Annotated in this window: 17 protein-coding genes; 12 read left to right on the top strand and 5 right to left on the bottom strand. The window is 61.3% G+C overall.

The window, feature by feature from the left end; translation table 11 throughout:
• Window positions 1-133 precede the first annotated feature (133 nt).
• The 11 genes from DBO86_RS19545 to DBO86_RS19495 all read left to right on the top strand — a co-directional run bounded on the left by DBO86_RS19545 (window position 134) and on the right by DBO86_RS19495 (window position 14802).
• On the top strand, window positions 134-3148 hold the full coding sequence (locus tag DBO86_RS19545; RefSeq protein ID WP_042933573.1) for a Tn3 family transposase: 3015 nt from the start codon (window positions 134-136) through the stop codon (window positions 3146-3148).
• Window positions 3145-3507 carry a Tn3 family transposase post-transcriptional regulator TnpC gene (tnpC, locus tag DBO86_RS19540; protein WP_023911045.1) on the top strand — a complete coding sequence of 121 codons (363 nt, stop codon included), beginning with the start codon at window positions 3145-3147 and terminating at the stop codon, window positions 3505-3507. The genes DBO86_RS19545 and tnpC overlap by 4 nt, the downstream gene beginning before the upstream one ends.
• Before the next feature lie 326 nt (window positions 3508-3833).
• Window positions 3834-6290, top strand: a complete 2457-nt coding sequence (locus tag DBO86_RS19535; protein ID WP_095462805.1) for a heavy metal translocating P-type ATPase — start codon at window positions 3834-3836, stop codon at window positions 6288-6290.
• Window positions 6287-6685, top strand: coding sequence for a MerR family DNA-binding protein (locus DBO86_RS19530; protein WP_003131920.1), 399 nt, complete (start codon window positions 6287-6289; stop codon window positions 6683-6685). Before DBO86_RS19535 ends, DBO86_RS19530 begins: the two co-directional genes overlap by 4 nt.
• A gap of 12 nt (window positions 6686-6697) precedes the next feature.
• Window positions 6698-6940: a DUF2933 domain-containing protein gene (locus DBO86_RS19525; protein ID WP_003131921.1), complete on the top strand. Its 243-nt coding sequence runs from the start codon at window positions 6698-6700 to the stop codon at window positions 6938-6940.
• 64 nt (window positions 6941-7004) lie between these two features.
• Window positions 7005-7343, top strand: a complete 339-nt coding sequence (locus DBO86_RS19520) for a hypothetical protein (RefSeq protein WP_033869463.1) — start codon at window positions 7005-7007, stop codon at window positions 7341-7343.
• A gap of 101 nt (window positions 7344-7444) precedes the next feature.
• The gene (locus tag DBO86_RS19515) at window positions 7445-8701 is read left to right on the top strand and encodes a TolC family protein (protein WP_023911051.1); all 1257 of its coding nucleotides are present in this window, start codon (window positions 7445-7447) and stop codon (window positions 8699-8701) included.
• Window positions 8698-10179, top strand: coding sequence for an efflux RND transporter periplasmic adaptor subunit (locus DBO86_RS19510; protein WP_058198919.1), 1482 nt, complete (start codon window positions 8698-8700; stop codon window positions 10177-10179). The genes DBO86_RS19515 and DBO86_RS19510 overlap by 4 nt, the downstream gene beginning before the upstream one ends.
• Window positions 10176-13337, top strand: coding sequence for an efflux RND transporter permease subunit (locus tag DBO86_RS19505; RefSeq protein ID WP_108232899.1), 3162 nt, complete (start codon window positions 10176-10178; stop codon window positions 13335-13337). Before DBO86_RS19510 ends, DBO86_RS19505 begins: the two co-directional genes overlap by 4 nt.
• Complete coding sequence (locus tag DBO86_RS19500; RefSeq protein ID WP_003131925.1) at window positions 13334-13690, top strand: copper-binding protein; 357 nt, start codon at window positions 13334-13336, stop codon at window positions 13688-13690. Before DBO86_RS19505 ends, DBO86_RS19500 begins: the two co-directional genes overlap by 4 nt.
• Before the next feature lie 206 nt (window positions 13691-13896).
• Window positions 13897-14802 (top strand): F510_1955 family glycosylhydrolase, encoded by a 906-nt coding sequence (locus DBO86_RS19495; protein ID WP_031275450.1) that lies wholly within the window; start codon window positions 13897-13899, stop codon window positions 14800-14802.
• Between the two features lie 94 nt (window positions 14803-14896).
• Here the strand turns inward: DBO86_RS19495 and DBO86_RS19490 are convergent, their stop codons facing one another.
• The 5 genes from DBO86_RS19490 to DBO86_RS19470 all read right to left on the bottom strand — a co-directional run bounded on the left by DBO86_RS19490 (window position 14897) and on the right by DBO86_RS19470 (window position 17124).
• A complete protein-coding gene (locus DBO86_RS19490) occupies window positions 14897-15559 on the bottom strand; it encodes a methyltransferase family protein (protein ID WP_031275452.1) in 663 nt (220 codons plus the stop codon).
• A 156-nt stretch (window positions 15560-15715) separates the two neighbouring features.
• Window positions 15716-15991, bottom strand: a complete 276-nt coding sequence (locus DBO86_RS19485) for a hypothetical protein (protein ID WP_021702871.1) — start codon at window positions 15989-15991, stop codon at window positions 15716-15718.
• On the bottom strand, window positions 15984-16268 hold the full coding sequence (locus DBO86_RS19480; RefSeq protein WP_003131929.1) for a hypothetical protein: 285 nt from the start codon (window positions 16266-16268) through the stop codon (window positions 15984-15986). The genes DBO86_RS19485 and DBO86_RS19480 overlap by 8 nt, the downstream gene beginning before the upstream one ends.
• A gap of 35 nt (window positions 16269-16303) precedes the next feature.
• The gene (locus DBO86_RS19475; RefSeq protein ID WP_071543060.1) at window positions 16304-16633 is read right to left on the bottom strand and encodes a DUF2790 domain-containing protein; all 330 of its coding nucleotides are present in this window, start codon (window positions 16631-16633) and stop codon (window positions 16304-16306) included.
• A 161-nt stretch (window positions 16634-16794) separates the two neighbouring features.
• Entirely contained in the window at window positions 16795-17124 is a 330-nt protein-coding gene (locus DBO86_RS19470) for a hypothetical protein (RefSeq protein ID WP_125896094.1), read from the bottom strand.
• A gap of 504 nt (window positions 17125-17628) precedes the next feature.
• Between DBO86_RS19470 and DBO86_RS19465 the strand changes: the two genes are divergently transcribed.
• A complete protein-coding gene (locus DBO86_RS19465) occupies window positions 17629-17847 on the top strand; it encodes a GDCCVxC domain-containing (seleno)protein (RefSeq protein ID WP_021702875.1) in 219 nt (72 codons plus the stop codon).
• Window positions 17848-17849 lie beyond the last annotated feature (2 nt).

The following is a 17849-nucleotide window of genomic DNA, read 5'->3' as shown; positions in this document are numbered from 1 at the left end:
CGGGTCATGCCGAGATAAAGGGAAAATTCACTCACTTCGCTTTTAAGCGGTTGATCCTGAATGGTTTTTCAAATCGCGCGCACAGTCTCTGATCGTGGACTATCTTTTCTGACTCCTCAGAAAAGGAGGTTCTATGGCTTCATTAGAGCGCACGGCGTACCCCACTCTGTCAAAGACGTATTCAAAAGCTGAGCTGCAGCGTGATTTCTCCTTTTCCGATGATGAGATTAAGTGGGTACGAAGCAAGTCCAAGGCCCCCTTTCACCTCAATCTCGCCGTTCTCCTCAAGACCTTTCAGGTACTTCGATATTTCCCTGATATCACCGACGTGCCTGATCAACTGGTGGCGTTCATTCGTGGAGAGTTGGGCCAGCGTAGCAAGGTGAAATTCGCTGAGTACAAGTGGTTTCAGCAATATCGCCATATGAACGCCATCCGAGCTCGTCTCGGCGTGACTGCATTTTATGGCTCAGATGCTATCGAGGTTGCTGAGCGCCACGCCAAAGAAATGTCGTTCGTGCTTGATCAGCGTGCCGACATCATTAACTCGGTGATTGAAGAACTGATCCGCCAGGATTATGAGCTACCTGCGTATTCGACCCTGAATGATCTCGCTGAGCGGATTCATACCGAATCCCAAGAGGCAATATTCAACCTTGTGGTAACCAGAACGCCAATCGAGGTGATCCATAAGCTAAAGGAGCTGCTCGACACTGACTTCGGTCGACGCCAAAGCGACTTCAATGCACTGAAACAGGCGCCCAAGAAGCCATCTCGCAAGCACCTGGAAGTGCTGATCGATCACTTGGCCTGGCTAGAGAGCTTTGGGGACCTGGAAGCCATTTTTGACGGGATCGTCGATGCCAAGATCCGCCACTTTGCTGCCCAAGCTGCTGCGTCGGACGTCTCCGAGCTGAAGGACTGTTCGCTGCCGAAACGCTACACACTGATGCTGGCCCTGATCTATCGAATGCGAGTGCGAACTCGGGATCACCTGGCCGAGATGTTCATCCGACGAATATCGACGATCCACAAACGCGCCAAGGAAGAGTTGGAGCAAATCCATGCGCGGCAACGCCAGAAGCTGGAGCAACTGGCGGCTACCCTGGACGGCGTGGTGCAGATTCTGGTTCAAGAACCGGATGACCAGGAAGCTGGCAGCCTGATTCGGGAATACCTCTCCCCCGATGGCAATCTGGATCGGTTGCGTGAGACTTGCGCCGAAGTCCAAGCTACCGGCGGCAATAACTACCTGCCGCTGATCTGGAAGCACTTCAAGTCCCATCGTTCGCTGCTGTTCCGTCTCAGCCACCTTCTCCAACTGGAACCCACGACTCAGGATCGATCACTGATCCAGGCGCTTCTGCTCATCCAGGACTGCGAAAATCTACACCGCGAATGGATCGGCGAGCACGTCGACTTGTCGTTTGCCTCGGAGCGCTGGATCAAGGTCGTTCGTCGTCCTACCAGTGAGGGACCACCGACCAACCGGCGCTATCTGGAAGTCTGCGTATTCTCCTACCTGGCCAGCGAGCTGCGCTCCGGCGACATGTGCGTGCTGGGGTCGGAATCTTTCGCTGACTACCGCAAACAGTTGCTGCCCTGGGAAGAATGTCTCCAGCAACTACCAGCTTACTGCGAAAAGGTGGGGCTTCCTGGTACGGCGAAGGAGTTTGTTGCCTCCCTCAAAACCCAGTTGGAGGAAACCGCGCAGCAGCTGGATGAAAAATTCCCCTCCTGCCGAGGTGACGTATCGATCAATGAAGCCGGCGAGCCGGTGCTGCGCCGAGTAATCGCGCGGGACATCCCGCCTTCGGCTATCTCGCTGCAGACAGCGCTCATGCAGCGCATGCCGGCCAGGCATGTGCTCGACATCATGGCTAACATCGAGCATTGGATTCAGTTCACACGGCATTTCGGGCCGATGTCCGGTAACGAGCCGAAGCTCAAAGAGCCTGCCGAGCGCTACCTGATGACGATCTTCGCCATGGGCTGCAACCTAGGCCCTAACCAGGCCGCGCGGCATCTGGCCGGTAATGTCACGCCGCACATGCTCTCCTATACCAATCGCCGTCACCTCTCGCTGGAGAAGTTGGACAAAGCTAACCGCGAGCTGGTGGAACTCTACCTGCAGCTCGACCTGCCCAAGCTCTGGGGCGACGGCAAAGCGGTGGCCGCGGACGGTACGCAGTTTGACTTCTATGACGACAACCTGCTGGCCGGCTATCACTTCCGCTACCGCAAGATGGGAGCCGTGGCCTATCGGCACGTGGCCAACAACTACATCGCAGTGTTCCAGCACTTCATCCCGCCGGGCATCTGGGAGGCGATCTACGTGATTGAGGGGCTGCTCAAGGCTGATCTTAGCGTCGAGGCTGACACGGTGTACTCCGATACCCAAGGGCAGTCGGCCACGGTGTTTGCCTTCACCCATCTGTTGGGCATCAACCTGATGCCACGTATTCGCAACTGGCGCGACCTAGTGATGTGCCGGCCGGATCGCGGTGCTTCGTACAAGCATATCAACCGCCTGTTCACTGACACTGCCGACTGGAACCTGATCGAAACCCATTGGCAGGATCTGATGCAGGTCGCGCTATCGATCCAGGCCGGCAAAATATCCTCACCTATGCTGCTGCGCAAACTCGGCTCCTACAGCCGGCGCAACAAGCTCTACCATGCGGCACAGGCACTGGGCAGCGTGATCCGTACAATCTTCCTGCTCAACTGGATCGGCAGTCGCGAGTTGCGCCAGGAGGTCACCGCGAACACCAACAAGATCGAGTCTTACAACGGATTCTCCAAGTGGTTGTCCTTCGGCGGCGATGTGATTGCTGAGAACGATCCGGACGAGCAGCAGAAGCGGCTGCGCTACAACGACATGGTGGCCTCGTCGGTGATCTTGCAGAACACTGTGGATATGATGCGCATCCTGCAGAAGCTGGCCCGCGAGGGCTGGCAGTTCACCGATGAAGACGTGTCTTTCCTCAGTCCCTACCTGACCAGCAACGTCAAACGCTTCGGCGAATTCAACCTCAAGCTCAACCGGCCACCAGAACCCTGGATCAAGGATTCGGTGTTTCAACAAGCCGCCGGCTCGCTGCGAGTCAACACGGCCAGCAGGGCCGATGCCGAGGAGGCAACATGATCGAGATTCCACCGGCGTCTTTTCACATTACCCCCTACGGCGAAGTGGATGCTGTGGCCCTGGAAAAGCTGCGAGAGGACTTCGACACCTCCCAACTTCTGCGATTGGTTGACCGACTGGATGCCTGTCTGGCCAATCTGGGTGAAATTGTGGCCGTCCGTGATGAGTTGCTGAAGCTTCACGCAATGGCTCTTACTCTCGTAGAGGGCTCGGCACTGACAGTGCCGACTGAGAATGCCTGCATCTGGTCGGAAGCCGAGTCGCTACAACAGGATCTTGAGGCCCTCTCTGAGTGGGTGCAATCAGCCCAAGCAGGGATCGTCCCCTTGCTCGGTCTTGCACCTGATCATGTATTGTAGGTGGCCTGGCAGCCCCGGTAGACCGCCGATCCACCTTAGCTCTACGGCCCCCGTAAGCTGAAGGTCAGTCGGTCGGAACGCCCCTCACGATAGATTAAGGGCTTAGTTGGGTATTCATTCCATCACAGCCTCCGTTATTCAATGGCCTTTGCCTTCTTGAGCGCAGCTGATCTCACAGAATTAGCGCTTCTGCTCGTGGAGCTCCGCGTAGTGCTCCCAGATTTGTGATCATCCCAAACTCTCGGATGGTCGCCACCTTACTGCTTGACCTTGCCCCAACGGTAAGGTCCAACCTCTCAATAACGAGATAATCGTGGAGGTTGGCAATGACCCGCGCATTCCCCGAAACCACTGCTGCTGCGCACGCCGGCCTTGTTCGGCAATGGACGTTTGGCGTAGAAGGCATGACCTGTGCCTCCTGCGTGGCACGGATCGAGAAGGCATTGACTCAAGTACCCAGGGTTTCCGCCGCCAGGGTCAATCTGGCCAGCGAAGCGGTTATGGTAGAAGCCGATGCCGATTTGGCTCCCCTGCTAGAGGCGGTCGAAGGCGCGGGTTACCGCGTGAAGGAAGAGCAACTGGACCTGGTCATCGGCGGTATGACCTGCGCTTCCTGCGTCGGCCGGGTCGAGAAGGCCCTGCTGAAGGTGCCGGGCGTGCTGGCGGCCACGGTGAATCTGGCCAGCGAGGCGGCCCGGGTCCGGGTGGTGTCCGGTGCGGTAGCGCCGGCGGCGCTGATCCAGGCGGTTGCGGCCGCCGGGTACGAGGCCGGTGTGCCGGCAGCCAAAGAGGCCGCCGCCGCGCCGCCGTCTCGCGACTGGTGGCCGGTGGCACTGGCCGCCGTGCTGTCCCTGCCGCTGGTGGTGCAGATGATCGCCGTGTTGCTGGGCGCGCGCTGGAGCCTGCCGGGCTGGATACAACTGCTGTTGGCCACGCCGGTGCAGTTCTGGCTGGGGGCACGTTTCTATCGGGCCGGTTGGCGAGCATTGCGCGCCGGCAGCGGCAATATGGACCTGCTGGTGGCGCTCGGTACCAGTGCCGGCTACGGGCTGTCGGTCTATCTGATGGCGACGCATGCCGGCCCCGGCGTCCCGCACCTCTATTTCGAGGCTTCCGCGGTGGTGATCACCCTGGTCCTGCTCGGCAAGTGGCTGGAAGCGCGTGCCAAGCGCCACACTGGAGACGCCATTCGAGCACTGCAGGCACTACGGCCGGACACCGCCCGGGTGCGCCGTGAGGGTGTGGACTATCAGGTATCGGTGAGTACCTTGGCCGTCGGTGATTTGCTGGTGGTACGGCCGGGCGAGCGAGTTCCCGCCGATGGTCTGGTACGCGACGGGCGCAGCCATCTCGACGAGTCGCTGCTGACCGGTGAGAGCCTGCCGGTGGCGAAAACTGAAGGCGATGTGGTGACCGGCGGCGCAATCAACGGCGAAGGACTGTTGCTGGTCGAGACCACAGCGGTCGGCGCGGAAAGTACGCTGGCCCGAATCATCCGCATGGTCGAAAACGCTCAAGCGGCCAAGGCGCCGATCCAGCGCCTGGTGGATCGGATTAGCGCCGTCTTCGTCCCCGTGGTGTTGGTGATCGCTGCCATGACCCTGCTGATCGGCTGGTGGCTCACCGGCGAGGTGGCCGGCCCACTGATCAACGCGGTGGCGGTGCTGGTCATCGCTTGCCCTTGCGCGCTGGGCCTGGCCACGCCGACGGTGATCATGGTCGGCACCGGCGTCGGTGCGCGCCACGGCATCCTAATCAAGGACGCGGAAGCCTTGGAGATCGCCCACCGGGTCAGCGTGGTGGCTTTCGACAAGACCGGCACGCTGACCCAGGGCAAGCCAAGGGTGACCGCGCTGGAAGTGGCGAATGGCGATAGCGCGCGCCTGCTGCTGCAGGCCGCCTCGGCGCAGGCCGGCAGCGAACACCCGCTGGCGCAGGCGCTGCTGGACAAGGCCAAGCAGGACGGCACGGATTTATTGCCCGCATCCAAGGTCACGGCGTTGCCGGGGCGCGGTCTGGCGGCCTTGGTCGCAGGGCGAGAGCTGCGCCTGGGCAGCACACGACTGATGCAGGAGCTCGGCGTTGACCTGTCACCGCTGGCGGCGTCCGCAGCAACGCTGGCCCGGGCCGGCAACAGCGTGTCCTGGCTCGCCGACGTGACTGGACAGCCACTGCTGTTGGGCCTGATCGCCTTCGGTGATGTGCTGAAGCCGAGTGCCCGCCAGGCCGTGGCGCGGCTGCGCGGACTGGGCATACGGACCGTGATGATCAGCGGCGACAACCGCGGTGCGGCTGAGAGCGTGGCGGCTATGCTCGGCCTCGACGAGGTGCGCGCCGAGGTGTTGCCCGGCGACAAGGCCGCGGAGGTGCAGGCGCTGAAGACCGGTGGCGCAGTGGTAGCCATGGTCGGCGACGGCATCAACGACGCTCCGGCGCTGGCGGCGGCGGATGTTGGCATTGCCATGTCGACCGGTACCGATGTAGCCATGCACACCGCCGGCATCACCCTGATGCGCGGTGATCCGGCGCTGGTGGCGGATGCCTTGGCTCTCTCCCGCCATACCTACGGACGGATTCTGAAGAGCCTGTTTTGGGCCTTCGTCTACAACCTGGTCGGCATTCCACTGGCCGCCTTCGGCCTGTTGAGCCCGGTGGTGGCCGGTGCGGCGATGGCATTGTCCAGCGTCTCGGTGGTCACTTACGCGCTGCTGCTCAAGCGATGGCGGCCGGCACCGGTAGAGCTGGACGGAGGCGCTGGCTCAGCAAGAAGGAGGCATCCATGAACATTGGCGCAGCGGCGAACGTCAGCGGCTTGACCGCCAAAATGATCCGCTATTACGAACGCATCGAGCTGGTCCCAGCTTCTCGGCGCACCCGGTCTGGCTATCGCGACTACCTGGAAAGGGATGTACAGGTTTTGCGCTTTATCCACCACGCCCGAGAACTGGGCTTCTCATTGACGCAGGTGCGCGCCTTGCTGGCGTTATGGCGGGATCGCCAACGCCCTAGCAGCGAAGTTCAAGTCATAGCCCACCACTACATCGACGCGCTGAACGCACGCATTGTCTTGCTCCAGGCACTGCGCGACAGTCTGAGCTACCTGGCCGAGCATTGCGACGACCTTGAGCAACCACCGGGGCCGATTCTGGATGATCTGCCCCCCCCACTAGCTGAATGAAAGGAGAACATCATGACCTGCGATAAATCCACCATGATTCGGGTTGGCATAGGAGCCGGCATCTTTCTGCTGGCTGCCTATGTCCTGTTCCCGGCTTTTCAAACCTGGATTGCGGCGAACGCGCTGATCTTCCTGCTACTGCTCTGTCCGCTGTCAATGCTGTTCTGCATGCGCGGCATGCACAAAGGACCACCCGCTAGCGATGACACGCAGAAGGTAAAGCCGATCGAGCGTGATCCGACTGACGCGCCGTGATCTTTCCGCAAAACGGAACACTGACGAATTGCTCCCCCTATCGACCTGGGCTAGACTCCGCCGCATGAAACGACGCCTGCACCTGCTGTTGCTCCTGCTGCTCAGCCTGACCCTTCCCCTGAATGGGGTCGCAGGTGTGCTCGCGTTTTCCGAACCTTGCCCCATGGAACAGCACGGCATCTCGATGGAGGATATGCAGGCTTCTTGCTGCGAAGACCATCAGCAGCAAATGTCCAGCGGCAAAGTCTGCAAGACCGGACAAGAGTGCAAGAGCAGCAGCATGCTGCAGGTTTCGGTCATCAAGACGCCTCTTCTGTTTTCTCGCTCCGTAGTAATCACTCCTACCCACGATTTCCTTCCAACCGCGTCCCCCTCTGGGGTGTGGCGTCCCCCCCGCGCCTGATTCCCGTGCCGACTTGAGTCCCGTTTCCCCCTCTTAGGCGGCGAGACGGTGTGCGTGTGCCCGTGTGGGTACGCGCCGGATCATCCACAGGAATCGTGAATATGAATCTCCGACGCTACTGCGGAGGACGCCTTTCGCTGGCCGCCCTCACGCTGTGCGCCCTGGCCGTGCCCGGCCTGGCCGCCGCCCTTACCCTGGACGAAGCCCTGCGCCTGGCGGAGCGCGAGGCACCGTCACTGGCTGCCCAGGCTGCCAACCAAGATGCCGCCATGCAGGCCGCCATTCCCGCCGGTGAATTACCGGACCCCAAGCTTGCCCTAGGTATCCAGAACTTTCCCATCGAGGGCGATGCCCGTGGCAGCCTCACGCGCGACTTCATGACCATGCAGATGGTCGGGGTCATGCAAGAAGTTCCCAACCGAGCCAAGCGCCGTGCCCGTGTCGAGGCTGCCCAGGCGGGCATCGACAGCGCCGATGCACTGGAGCGGGTCGAACGCCTCAAGGTGCGCCGTGAAACTGCGCTTGCCTGGATCGGCGGCTTCGCGGTCGAGCAGAAACTGCAACTGTTCCAGACTCTGTACGACGAGAATCGCCTGCTGGCCAAGGCCGTACAGGCCAGCTTGGCCGGCGGCCGTGGCCAGGCGGCTGACAGTTTGGCGCCCAAGCAGGAAGCAGCACTGCTCGCCGAGCAGGAAGATGAACTAGAACGCAACCGCACGCAGGCCCGCGCGGCCCTGCGCCGCTGGGTCGGGCCGGTGGCGGTCGAGCCGCTGTCCGGCTCTTGGCCGAGCTGGCGAGTCGATGACCTGCATTTCCGCCACAGTTTGGATCGTCACCCTGAGCTGCAGGCCTTCACGCCGATGACACAGGAGGCAGAGGCCCAGGTGCGTCTAGCCGAAGCGGACAAGAAACCCGACTGGAGCTGGGAGCTGGCCTACCAAAAACGTGGCGAGGCCTTTGGCGACATGGTCTCCGTGCAGTTCACCTTCGACCTACCCCTGTTCACCGCCAGCCGGCAGGACCCGAAGATCGCCGCCAAGCGCGCCGAAGTGCTGCGCCTGGAAGCCGAGCGCGAAGCCATGACACGGGAGCACGCGCAAGCGCTGGCCGACGATCTGGCCGAACACCGCCGCCTGGAGCGCGCCGTGGAGCGCAGCCGACAAACCCTGGTACCGCTGGCCGAGGAGAAGGTACGCCTGGCCATGGCGGACTACCGCGCCGGCCGTGGCGAGTTAATGGCGCTAGTGGCCGCGCGGCGCGAACTCATCGAGGCCCGCCTGAAACACATCGACCTTGAACAGCAACGTGCACAGACCAGTGCCCGCCTGTATTTCGCCTATGGAGAAAGTAGCCAATGAAGACTCGAATCTGGAAAGGCGCGTTGCTGACGGGCTTGGCGCTCGCCATTGGTGCAGCGGGCGGCTACTGGTTCGCTCAGCCCCTGGTGGAGGCCGGGGCCAGCATGGCCAATGCCCAGGAGTCCTCCGCACCGGACGAGCGCGAAGTGCTCTATTGGTACGACCCCATGTACCCGCAGCAGAAATTTGACCAACCCGGCAAGTCTCCCTTCATGGACATGGAATTGGTGCCGCGCTACGCCGGCGAGGCGAGTGACAGTGCCGCGGTCAGCATCGACCCAAGCGTCGTCCAGAACCTGGGCATGCGCCTAGCGACTGTCACCCGTGAACACTCGGTCACTGAGTTGGAAGTGGTCGGCAACCTAGCCTTCAATAACCGCGATGTCGCCGTGGTGCAGGCACGCAGCGGGGGCTTCGTCGAGCGCGTGTATCGGCGCGCGCCCGAGGACCTGCTGGCCGCCGGGGCGCCGCTGGCCGACCTACTGGTACCCGAATGGGCGGCTGTTCAAGAAGAGTTCCTGGCCTTGCGCGAGGTCGGTGAAAGAGCATTGTTGGACGCAGCCCGGCAGCGCCTGCGCCTGGCTGGGATGCCGCAGTCATTGATCGAGCGGGTCGAGCGTAGTGGCAAGGTCCAGGCCCTCTGGACGGTCACTAGCCCGATTGCCGGCGTGCTGCAGGAGCTCAATGTCCGCGAAGGCATGACCCTGGCCGCTGGCCAACCCTTGGCCACAGTCAACGGCCTGAGCAGTGTCTGGCTCGACGTGGCTGTGCCTGAGGCCGAAGCCGGCGGCGTACAGCTCGGCCAGCCGGTGGAGGCATACCTGCCCGCCTTCCCCGGTGAAGTGCTGGCGGGCACGGTGAGCGCCTTCCTGCCGCAGGCCAACCTGGATAGCCGCACGCTGCGCGTGCGGGTCGAACTGGATAACCCGACGGGCCGTCTGCGGCCAGGCATGACCGCCAAGGTTCGGCTGAGTCGCCCGAGCGAACAGAGAGCATTGTACGTGCCGAATGAAGCGGTAATCCGTACCGGCCGGCGTGCCCTGGTGATGCTGGTCGAAGGCGAGGGTCGTTATCGACCGGTTGAGGTCCGTCTTGGACGGGAAAGGACTGACAAGGCGGAAATTGTCGAGGGCCTGGAGGAAGGTCAGCAGGTAGTCGCCTCCGGACAGTTCCTGCTCGATTCCGAGGCCAGCCTGCGCGGGGTACTCGCCCAGGACCTCGCATCACCCGACGCTCAGCCGATGCAGGCCCTGCATGAGGCGGAAGGCAAGGTGGTCGAGATCGACAACGACTCGGTCACCCTGGCCCATGGTCCGTTCAAGACCCTCGGCATGCCTGGAATGACCATGACCTTTCCGTTGGCAGATCCGACTCTGCTGGAGGGCGTACAGGCAGGGGACTCGGTACACGTTGGCGTGCGCGAAACGGACGACGGCCTGTTGATCGAGCGGCTGGATAAGCTGGAGGTGCAACCATGATCGCCAAGCTGATCCGCTGGTCGGTGGCCAACCGCTTCTTGGTGCTGCTGGCCACCCTGTTCGCCGTCGGCTGGGGTGTCTGGTCGGTGCAGAACACCGCCATCGACGCGCTGCCGGACCTCTCCGATGTGCAGGTGATCATCCGCACGCCCTTCCCGGGGCAGGCGCCGCAGATCGTCGAGAATCAGGTGACCTATCCACTGGCCACCACCATGCTCTCGGTGCCGGGCGCGAAAACGGTGCGCGGTTATTCCTTCTTCGGCGACAGCTTCGTCTACGTGCTGTTCGAGAACGGCACCGACCTGTACTGGGCGCGTTCGCGGGTACTGGAATACCTCAGCCAGGTGCAGGCCCGTCTGCCTGCGGGCGCCGCGCCCGCCCTGGGCCCTGATGCCACCGGGGTGGGCTGGATCTATCAGTACGCCCTGGTCGACCGCACCGGCACGCATGACCTGGCGCAGTTGCGGGCGCTACAGGACTGGTTCCTCAAGTTCGAACTGAAGACCCTGGCCAATGTCGCCGAGGTGGCCACCATCGGTGGCATGGTCAAGCAGTACCAGGTGGTGCTCGATCCGATCAAGCTGGCCAGCCGCGGCATCACCCAGCAGCAGGTCGCTGAGGCAATTTCCAGGGCCAACCAGGAAACCGGCGGTGCGGTGCTGGAACTGGCCGAGACCGAGTTCATGGTGCGCGCTTCGGGTTACCTGCAGACGCTGAATGACTTTCGCGCCATCCCCCTGCGCCTGGACAGTGGCGGCGTGCCGGTGACGCTTGGCGAGGTTGCGCATATCCAGCTCGGCCCGGAAATGCGTCGCGGCATCGCCGAACTCGACGGCGAGGGCGAGGTAGTCGGCGGCGTTGTGATCCTGCGCAGCGGCAAGAATGCTCGCGAGGCCATCGCCGCGGTCAAGACCAAGCTTGACGAACTGGGCAAGAGCCTGCCCTCGGGGGTGGAGATCGTTACCACCTATGATCGCAGCAAGCTGATCGATCGTGCCGTAGAAAACCTCAGTCACAAGCTGATCGAGGAGTTCATCGTAGTCGCCCTGGTTTGTGCGCTGTTTCTCTGGCACCTGCGCTCATCCCTGGTGGCTATCGTCTCGCTGCCGGTCGGGGTGCTGATCGCCTTTATCGTCATGCAGCAGCAGGGGATCAACGCCAACATCATGTCCCTCGGCGGCATCGCCATCGCCATCGGCGCCATGGTCGACGCCGCGGTGGTGATGATCGAGAACGCGCACAAGAAGATCGAGGCCTGGCGCGAGGAACACCCGGGCGAGGACCTCAAGGGCGAACATCACTGGCACGTGATCACCGAGGCGGCGGTGGAGGTCGGCCCGGCACTATTCTTCTGCCTGCTGATCATCACCCTGTCGTTCATCCCGGTTTTCACCCTGGAGGCCCAGGAAGGCCGCCTGTTCGGTCCGCTGGCCTTCACCAAGACCTACGCCATGGCGGCCGCCGCCGGCCTGTCGGTGACCCTGGTGCCGGTGCTGATGGGCTATTGGATTCGCGGGCGGATTCCCAACGAGGAACAGAACCCGCTGAACCGCTGGCTGATTCGCATCTACCAGCCGGCCTTGGACGCGGTACTACGGCGGCCGAAAATCACCCTGCTGGTTGCGGTGCTGATTCTGCTCAGCGCGCTCTGGCCGATGAGCCGTCTCGGTGGCGAGTTCCTCCCGCCGCTGGACGAGGGCGACCTGCTCTATATGCCCACCGCGCTACCGGGGCTGTCCGCGCAGAAGGCGGCGCAACTGCTGCAGCAGACCGACCGCCTGATCAAGACGGTGCCGGAAGTCGCCCATGTGTTCGGCAAGGCCGGCCGTGCCGAAACCGCCACCGACCCCGCACCGCTGGAGATGTTCGAAACCACCATCCAGTTCAAGCCGCGCGAGCAGTGGCGACCGGGGATGACCCCGGAGAAGCTGGTGGAGGAACTGGACCGTACCGTACAGGTGCCAGGATTGGCCAACCTATGGATTCCGCCGATCCGTAACCGCATCGACATGCTCGCCACCGGCATCAAGAGCCCGATCGGCGTCAAGGTCGCCGGCAGCAACCTGGCGCAAATCGACGAGATGACCCAGGCGGTCGAACGGGTCGCCAAACTCGTGCCCGGAGTCAGTTCCGCCCTGGCCGAGCGCCTGACCGGCGGGCGTTACGTCGATGTGGATATCGACCGCGAAGCGGCGGCGCGCTATGGCCTGAATATCGCCGATGTGCAGGCGATCGTCGCCGGCGCCATCGGCGGGGCGAACATCGGCGAGACCATCGAGGGCCTGGCGCGCTTCCCGATCAGCCTGCGCTATCCGCGCGAGTGGCGCGATTCACTGGCAGGGCTGCGTGAGCTGCCGATTTATACCCCCCAGGGCAGCCAGATCACCCTTGGCACTGTGGCGCAGATCAGGATCACTGACGGTCCACCCATGTTGAAAAGCGAGAATGCGCGTCTGTCTGGCTGGGTCTACATCGACGTGCGTGGCCGTGATCTGGCTTCAGTGGTGGGTGACCTGCGCCAGGCCATCGATGATCAGGTCAAACTAGAGCCGGGCATGAGCCTGAGCTACTCCGGGCAGTTCGAGTTTCTCGAACGCGCCAATGCCCGGCTCAAACTGGTGGTGCCGGCGACCCTGGTGATCATTTTCGTCTTGCTCTACCTGACGTTCGCTCGCTTCAGTGAAGCCCTGCTGATCATGGCCACACTTCCCTTCGCACTGGTCGGCGGCATCTGGTTCCTCTACCTGCTCGGCTACAACCAGTCGGTGGCCACCGGGGTGGGCTTTATCGCCCTGGCCGGGGTCGCCGCCGAGTTCGGCGTGATCATGCTGCTGTACCTGAAGAACGCCTGGAACGAACGGCAAGACGCCGGCCGCACCGACGAAAGTGCGCTTATCGAGGCGATCCGCGAAGGCGCCGTGCAGCGTGTGCGGCCCAAGGCGATGACCGTGGCGGTGATCATCGCCGGCCTGCTGCCGATCCTGCTGGACAGCGGCACCGGCAGCGAGGTGATGAGCCGCATCGCCGCGCCCATGGTCGGCGGCATGGTCACCGCGCCGCTGTTGTCGTTGTTCGTCCTGCCGGCGGCCTATCGACTGATGCGTCGCCGCCAGACCTCTGAATTCATCCCCAACCAAGCAGAAGGAAAACTCGCATGAAGAACTACACCCTCCTAGGTGCTCTGACTCTGGTCCTCGGCCAACCGGTCTTTGCCGCCGAAATGCCTGCCATGCCCATGGACAAGATGCCCATGAAAGAAATGCAGATGGAGCAATCGGGGGCTATGGCAACCGCCCAGGCTTCCGGCACCGTCAAGGCCATCGACAGTCAGAAAGGCAGTGTCACCATCGCCCATGGCCCCGTGCCTGCCGTGAAGTGGCCGGCGATGACCATGGGTTTCAAGGCGACGCCCGAGCAACTGGCTCAAGTGCAGGTCGGCCAACAGGTGATGTTCGAGTTCAAGAGCGAAGGTATGACGGCGACGCTTCTGTCGATCAAGCCGATGCAGTAATAGCGCCAAGAATGGCCGGTCCGGTGAGCTATATCCTTTCGCCGGGCCAGTCTTTCGGATCAGTGATTTGACTCAACCATGGGTAACTGTGCTGCCATCCTCCCGTTGCTCCTTTGGTTTGGAGGTTGGCCCTAGGCGCCTGGATCAGGCGCCTCTTTTTTCGAAAGAGGCCTTGGCACAGATGGCCCTCACTTGGAGACGCGATGATGGCTCTGATATTCCTACTACGCGGCGCAGCTAGACTCGGGCTGCTAGCCGCCGTCACCATTGTCGCCGCCTGCGGCGATGCAGCGGTCACCCTAGAACATGTACACGGACTGGCGTTCAGCCCGGATGGTCAACAGCTGTCCATTCCCAGTCACCACGGCCTGGCCGTCTATAGCCAAGGGCGCTGGAGCAAGGCACCCGGACCTGCACACGACTATATGGGCTATTCGGTGACGCGCCAGGCGATCTACAGCAGCGGCCACCCAGCCCGCGGCAGCGGTCTGGTCAATCCGTTCGGAGTGATCAAGAGCAGCGATGGAGGGCGCACGTGGCAGCAACTGGGCCTACAAGGCGAGTCGGACTTCCACCTGCTGGCCAGCGGTTACGATAGCGCAACCCTATATGTCTACAACACCCGTCCGAATTCGCGGATGAGCGTCCCGGGCTTGTATTACAGCCGCAACGATGGAGCCAATTGGCAGCGCGCATCCGCGCAGGGAATTGGCGAGGCGCCGACCGCACTGGCGGTGCATCCGAGCGACCACCGGCTGGTCGCGGTGGCGACCGGAGCGGGCCTGTACCTGTCGCGCGATGCGGGTCAACGCTTCAGGGCGGTCGTCGAAGGCGAACAGGTAGTGAGCGTCACCTTCAGTCTTGATGGCAGCAGCCTATGGTTCGGTAGCTACGGCGACGCGGCCAAGCTATCCAGGCTGGATCTGAAGACGCGCGAGATTACCCCGCTCGGCGTGCCTGAGCTGGATGAGGACGCTATCGCCTATCTTGCACAGAACCCAGTCCAGCCAAAGGAATGGGCGACGGCGACCTTCAAACGTGACGTCTATCTATCAAAGGACGCCGGCACGACCTGGAGCGCGATCGCCAAAGCCGGTCAGACTCTGGAGTGATGCAGCCGCGGCTCAAAGGCAAGCAAGGAAGGCCGGGGCGACGCGGCATGGTTGTCCCGCGCAGAGGTGGGACGAAGTTTTCCGCAGCATCCGGCTATTTGGGATGGGGAAAGAACAGTGCGTGGAGAAACCGCCCCCACTCCTGCCGGCGTGGAAAGAACATCGGTAGGTGCCGGCGATAGGCTTGATAGGCCTCGCCGAACCGCGCCGTCAACACTGATTCTTCCCGCCTGGCCAGGTGAACATAGGCAAAGACGATCACCGGAAACAACAGCAAGGTGATGATCGTTGGCCAATGGATGATCTGACCGAAAACGGCCAGCATGATCCCTGTGTACTGCGGGTGACGGACCAGACTGTAGACGCCTTGGGTGGCCAACTGGCCCTCCAGGCTGGCGTAGTAGACCTGAACCCAGCCGCGGATCAACAGCATCAGACCAATGACGATGAATACTCCGCCCAGCAGCATTTCCAGCGTGGCGCCGAGGCTGCCGTAGCCCAGCAAGGTGGCCCAGAGATGCCCGGAATAGCCCGTCAGAGGAAGATCGATGCCCAGAAACCCCGTCAGCAGATAGATGGTCAACGGGAAGCCATACATCTCGGCGTATAACGCGATGATGAACGCTTGCACCAGGCCGGCGCCCGTCCACTCACGCCAGCTGCGTGGGGCGGCAAAGCGGTAGAGAAGCCAGGAGGCAATCAATACCATCACCAGCACCCAGACCCAGTGCCCGTAGTGCATGGCGAAGTCATTCATGGTCAGGCTCCTTCCTATCGATCGGCAGTGGAACTGTGTAGCGAAAATCTCGAAGCGTCCGGGTATCGACACCGCTGACGGTGCCGTACCCGGCGCCATTCACTTATTCCCCTCTACGCCGGAGGCTTTTAGAGGGGGTGGCAAGCAACGAGCTCTTTACTGCGCCTTGCTGTCGCCTTGACCCGCCTCCTTACTCATCTGCTTGTTCATGTTTTCCATCATTTCGTTGCAGTTCTTCATCATTGAATTCATCTCCTGCATCATTCCCATCATTGGCATTTTATTGCCGTCCATCATGTGCATGCCTTCTCCCATCATCATCTCGGAACCGCTCTTGGCGGTATCCTTGGACGCCTCGGCAATAGCAACGGAAGCCGTACCAAACGTTATTGCGGAGGCAAGTGCGGCGGTATAGATAAGGGCGTTACGCATGGCGGTTCTCCTGATCGACAACAGTGGTTTCGTTCATTCGGGTTAGCGATGATTGCTCTGGAACTTCTTGTTTGCAGGTCTCGCCACCCATGCTCTTCATGCAGAGCCAGACCATCACCAGGCACGGCAGAACAGAAAGCAGAACAGGCAGGGTGGCTACAGCAAACAGGCCGCCCAGGTTAAACAGCAGAGTGAACGCTACGGCAACCGCAAGTCCCGCAATCAGTGGGTGGTGCTGCAACAAGCCTTTTAGGTAAAGCGTCGTGTTCTTGATCATGGTGTAGTCCTCAAGGTTGGTTCAGGCGCATCCGCTCAATTATCAGAACAACCGCCGCCATAAATCTGATACTCCAAGGCCCGTGGGGCTCCGCTGCTGTCTTCGTACCGCATGATCGAAGGCACAACGCCGCACTCCTGGCTCGTATCGCTGATGGACAAGACCCGGGCAATATCCAGCTTCATCCCGTAGTGGTAGGTCTCGACCGGGATCTGCTGAATATCGCCCTGTACCCCTTGTATGGCTTGTTCCTGAGCGGCATGAGCCATACCTCCAGCCACGAGCAGCGCCACTGCAGCGAGTAGAGCTGTGGCTCGTCTTGTGCGTATCGATACAGGCACAAGCAAAAGTTTCAGTTTTTTCATTGGGCACTCTCCTCAAGCGGATAGCGGTCCCTGGCGATTCAGGGAATTGCTTCCGCATGCTTGTCGGCATGAACAACAATCAAAATGTCGGCGACCATATCCAAATTTTTTCGTCTAAACAGACGCCCAGCGGACGTCAACGAATAGCTTCAGATACAGCTTCAGAGATTGATCAGAACAGTCTGCTTAGGAGGAAAAGGATCGGGAGCGACGGCCATGCGGCCAAGGAGGGAGGTGTAATAATCGTGTTGCGGCGAAGTGTTGACGGGCGATGAGTCGACAATGCTTGTTACTGCTCCAGTATAAGAGGCAGCGCAACTGATCGAGCAGGACATTTGATCATCCATGTAAGGACACAAACCGCCTACTTGCGTGTCGGTCTCAGTCTGCATTCCTTGCATGACCAAGCAATTGAGGGATGAACTCGCCGACCCAGGGTTGAATTCCTGGGTGCTGCCATGGGCTGCCCCCATAAACAGAAGCAGCGCCATGAGCAGCTTGATTAGCGTTCTATCCCGTCTTCGAGTCATCACAATTATCATTTCCTCAATTCAGAGGAGCAGCTTAGTTACTGGTTCTTACGTTAGTTCAAAATCCGTCCTGTGACGAATGATGCGAAGGAGCTGATGGGCCACATTCAAATGCGAGGCTTGTGTGCCGATCACTAGACTTCAGTAGTAGCGTAATCCTTACCATGGTGGCAAGGTCAAGCGCTGATCAGACATTCCGGGAGATGGTGGATGAGGTGGACCCGGCTCAGAGGCACGTTATATGACGCTGAAGGTTGCCGGCACCTCTGCGAGGTTTCGAGCATCAGGCCTTTTGGAACCTATATGCCCATTTTTATGAAGCGTATATATCGCATTCGCACGCTGGAGGAGGTAGGCCGAACGGTCATCGCAGTAGCCCTCGACGGGCGTGCTTGCTCTCGGCGACACACTGCGGGCGGATGCTGTCGAGGCGGTCAGTGCGCAGCGCAAGATGGTCTGCGCACGGTGCTGCTCACCGGCGACAACGAGCTCACGGCGACCTGCCCGCTCTGCGGCTTCGCCAAGCCGGAAACCATGCCCGCGGACGCCTGCCAGTTCTATTACGAGTGCAGCAACTGCAAGGCGCTGCTGCGCCCCAATCCGGGGGAATGCTGCGTGTTCTGTTCGTTCGGCTCGGTGAAGTGGCCGCCGATCCAGCAGCAGCTGCGTGGGTGTTGCCCGTAGAG

Origin of the sequence: Ectopseudomonas oleovorans, from assembly GCF_003052605.1 — a bacterium.
GTDB lineage: Bacteria > Pseudomonadota > Gammaproteobacteria > Pseudomonadales > Pseudomonadaceae > Aquipseudomonas > Aquipseudomonas oleovorans_A.
This window is presented reverse-complemented; position numbering and strand designations above follow the sequence as displayed.

Excerpts from the sequence above, each read along its gene's own strand:
- DBO86_RS19545 (WP_042933573.1), top strand. The coding sequence starts at position 134 with ATGGCTTCATTAGAGCGCACGGCGTACCCCACTCTGTCAAAGACGTAT.
- tnpC (WP_023911045.1), top strand. The coding sequence starts at position 3,145 with ATGATCGAGATTCCACCGGCGTCTTTTCACATTACCCCCTACGGCGAA.
- DBO86_RS19535 (WP_095462805.1), top strand. The coding sequence starts at position 3,834 with ATGACCCGCGCATTCCCCGAAACCACTGCTGCTGCGCACGCCGGCCTT.
- DBO86_RS19530 (WP_003131920.1), top strand. The coding sequence starts at position 6,287 with ATGAACATTGGCGCAGCGGCGAACGTCAGCGGCTTGACCGCCAAAATG.
- DBO86_RS19525 (WP_003131921.1), top strand. The coding sequence starts at position 6,698 with ATGACCTGCGATAAATCCACCATGATTCGGGTTGGCATAGGAGCCGGC.
- DBO86_RS19520 (WP_033869463.1), top strand. The coding sequence starts at position 7,005 with ATGAAACGACGCCTGCACCTGCTGTTGCTCCTGCTGCTCAGCCTGACC.
- DBO86_RS19515 (WP_023911051.1), top strand. The coding sequence starts at position 7,445 with ATGAATCTCCGACGCTACTGCGGAGGACGCCTTTCGCTGGCCGCCCTC.
- DBO86_RS19510 (WP_058198919.1), top strand. The coding sequence starts at position 8,698 with ATGAAGACTCGAATCTGGAAAGGCGCGTTGCTGACGGGCTTGGCGCTC.
- DBO86_RS19505 (WP_108232899.1), top strand. The coding sequence starts at position 10,176 with ATGATCGCCAAGCTGATCCGCTGGTCGGTGGCCAACCGCTTCTTGGTG.
- DBO86_RS19500 (WP_003131925.1), top strand. The coding sequence starts at position 13,334 with ATGAAGAACTACACCCTCCTAGGTGCTCTGACTCTGGTCCTCGGCCAA.
- DBO86_RS19495 (WP_031275450.1), top strand. The coding sequence starts at position 13,897 with ATGGCTCTGATATTCCTACTACGCGGCGCAGCTAGACTCGGGCTGCTA.
- DBO86_RS19490 (WP_031275452.1), bottom strand. The coding sequence starts at position 15,559 with ATGAATGACTTCGCCATGCACTACGGGCACTGGGTCTGGGTGCTGGTG.
- DBO86_RS19485 (WP_021702871.1), bottom strand. The coding sequence starts at position 15,991 with ATGCGTAACGCCCTTATCTATACCGCCGCACTTGCCTCCGCAATAACG.
- DBO86_RS19480 (WP_003131929.1), bottom strand. The coding sequence starts at position 16,268 with ATGATCAAGAACACGACGCTTTACCTAAAAGGCTTGTTGCAGCACCAC.
- DBO86_RS19475 (WP_071543060.1), bottom strand. The coding sequence starts at position 16,633 with ATGAAAAAACTGAAACTTTTGCTTGTGCCTGTATCGATACGCACAAGA.
- DBO86_RS19470 (WP_125896094.1), bottom strand. The coding sequence starts at position 17,124 with ATGGCGCTGCTTCTGTTTATGGGGGCAGCCCATGGCAGCACCCAGGAA.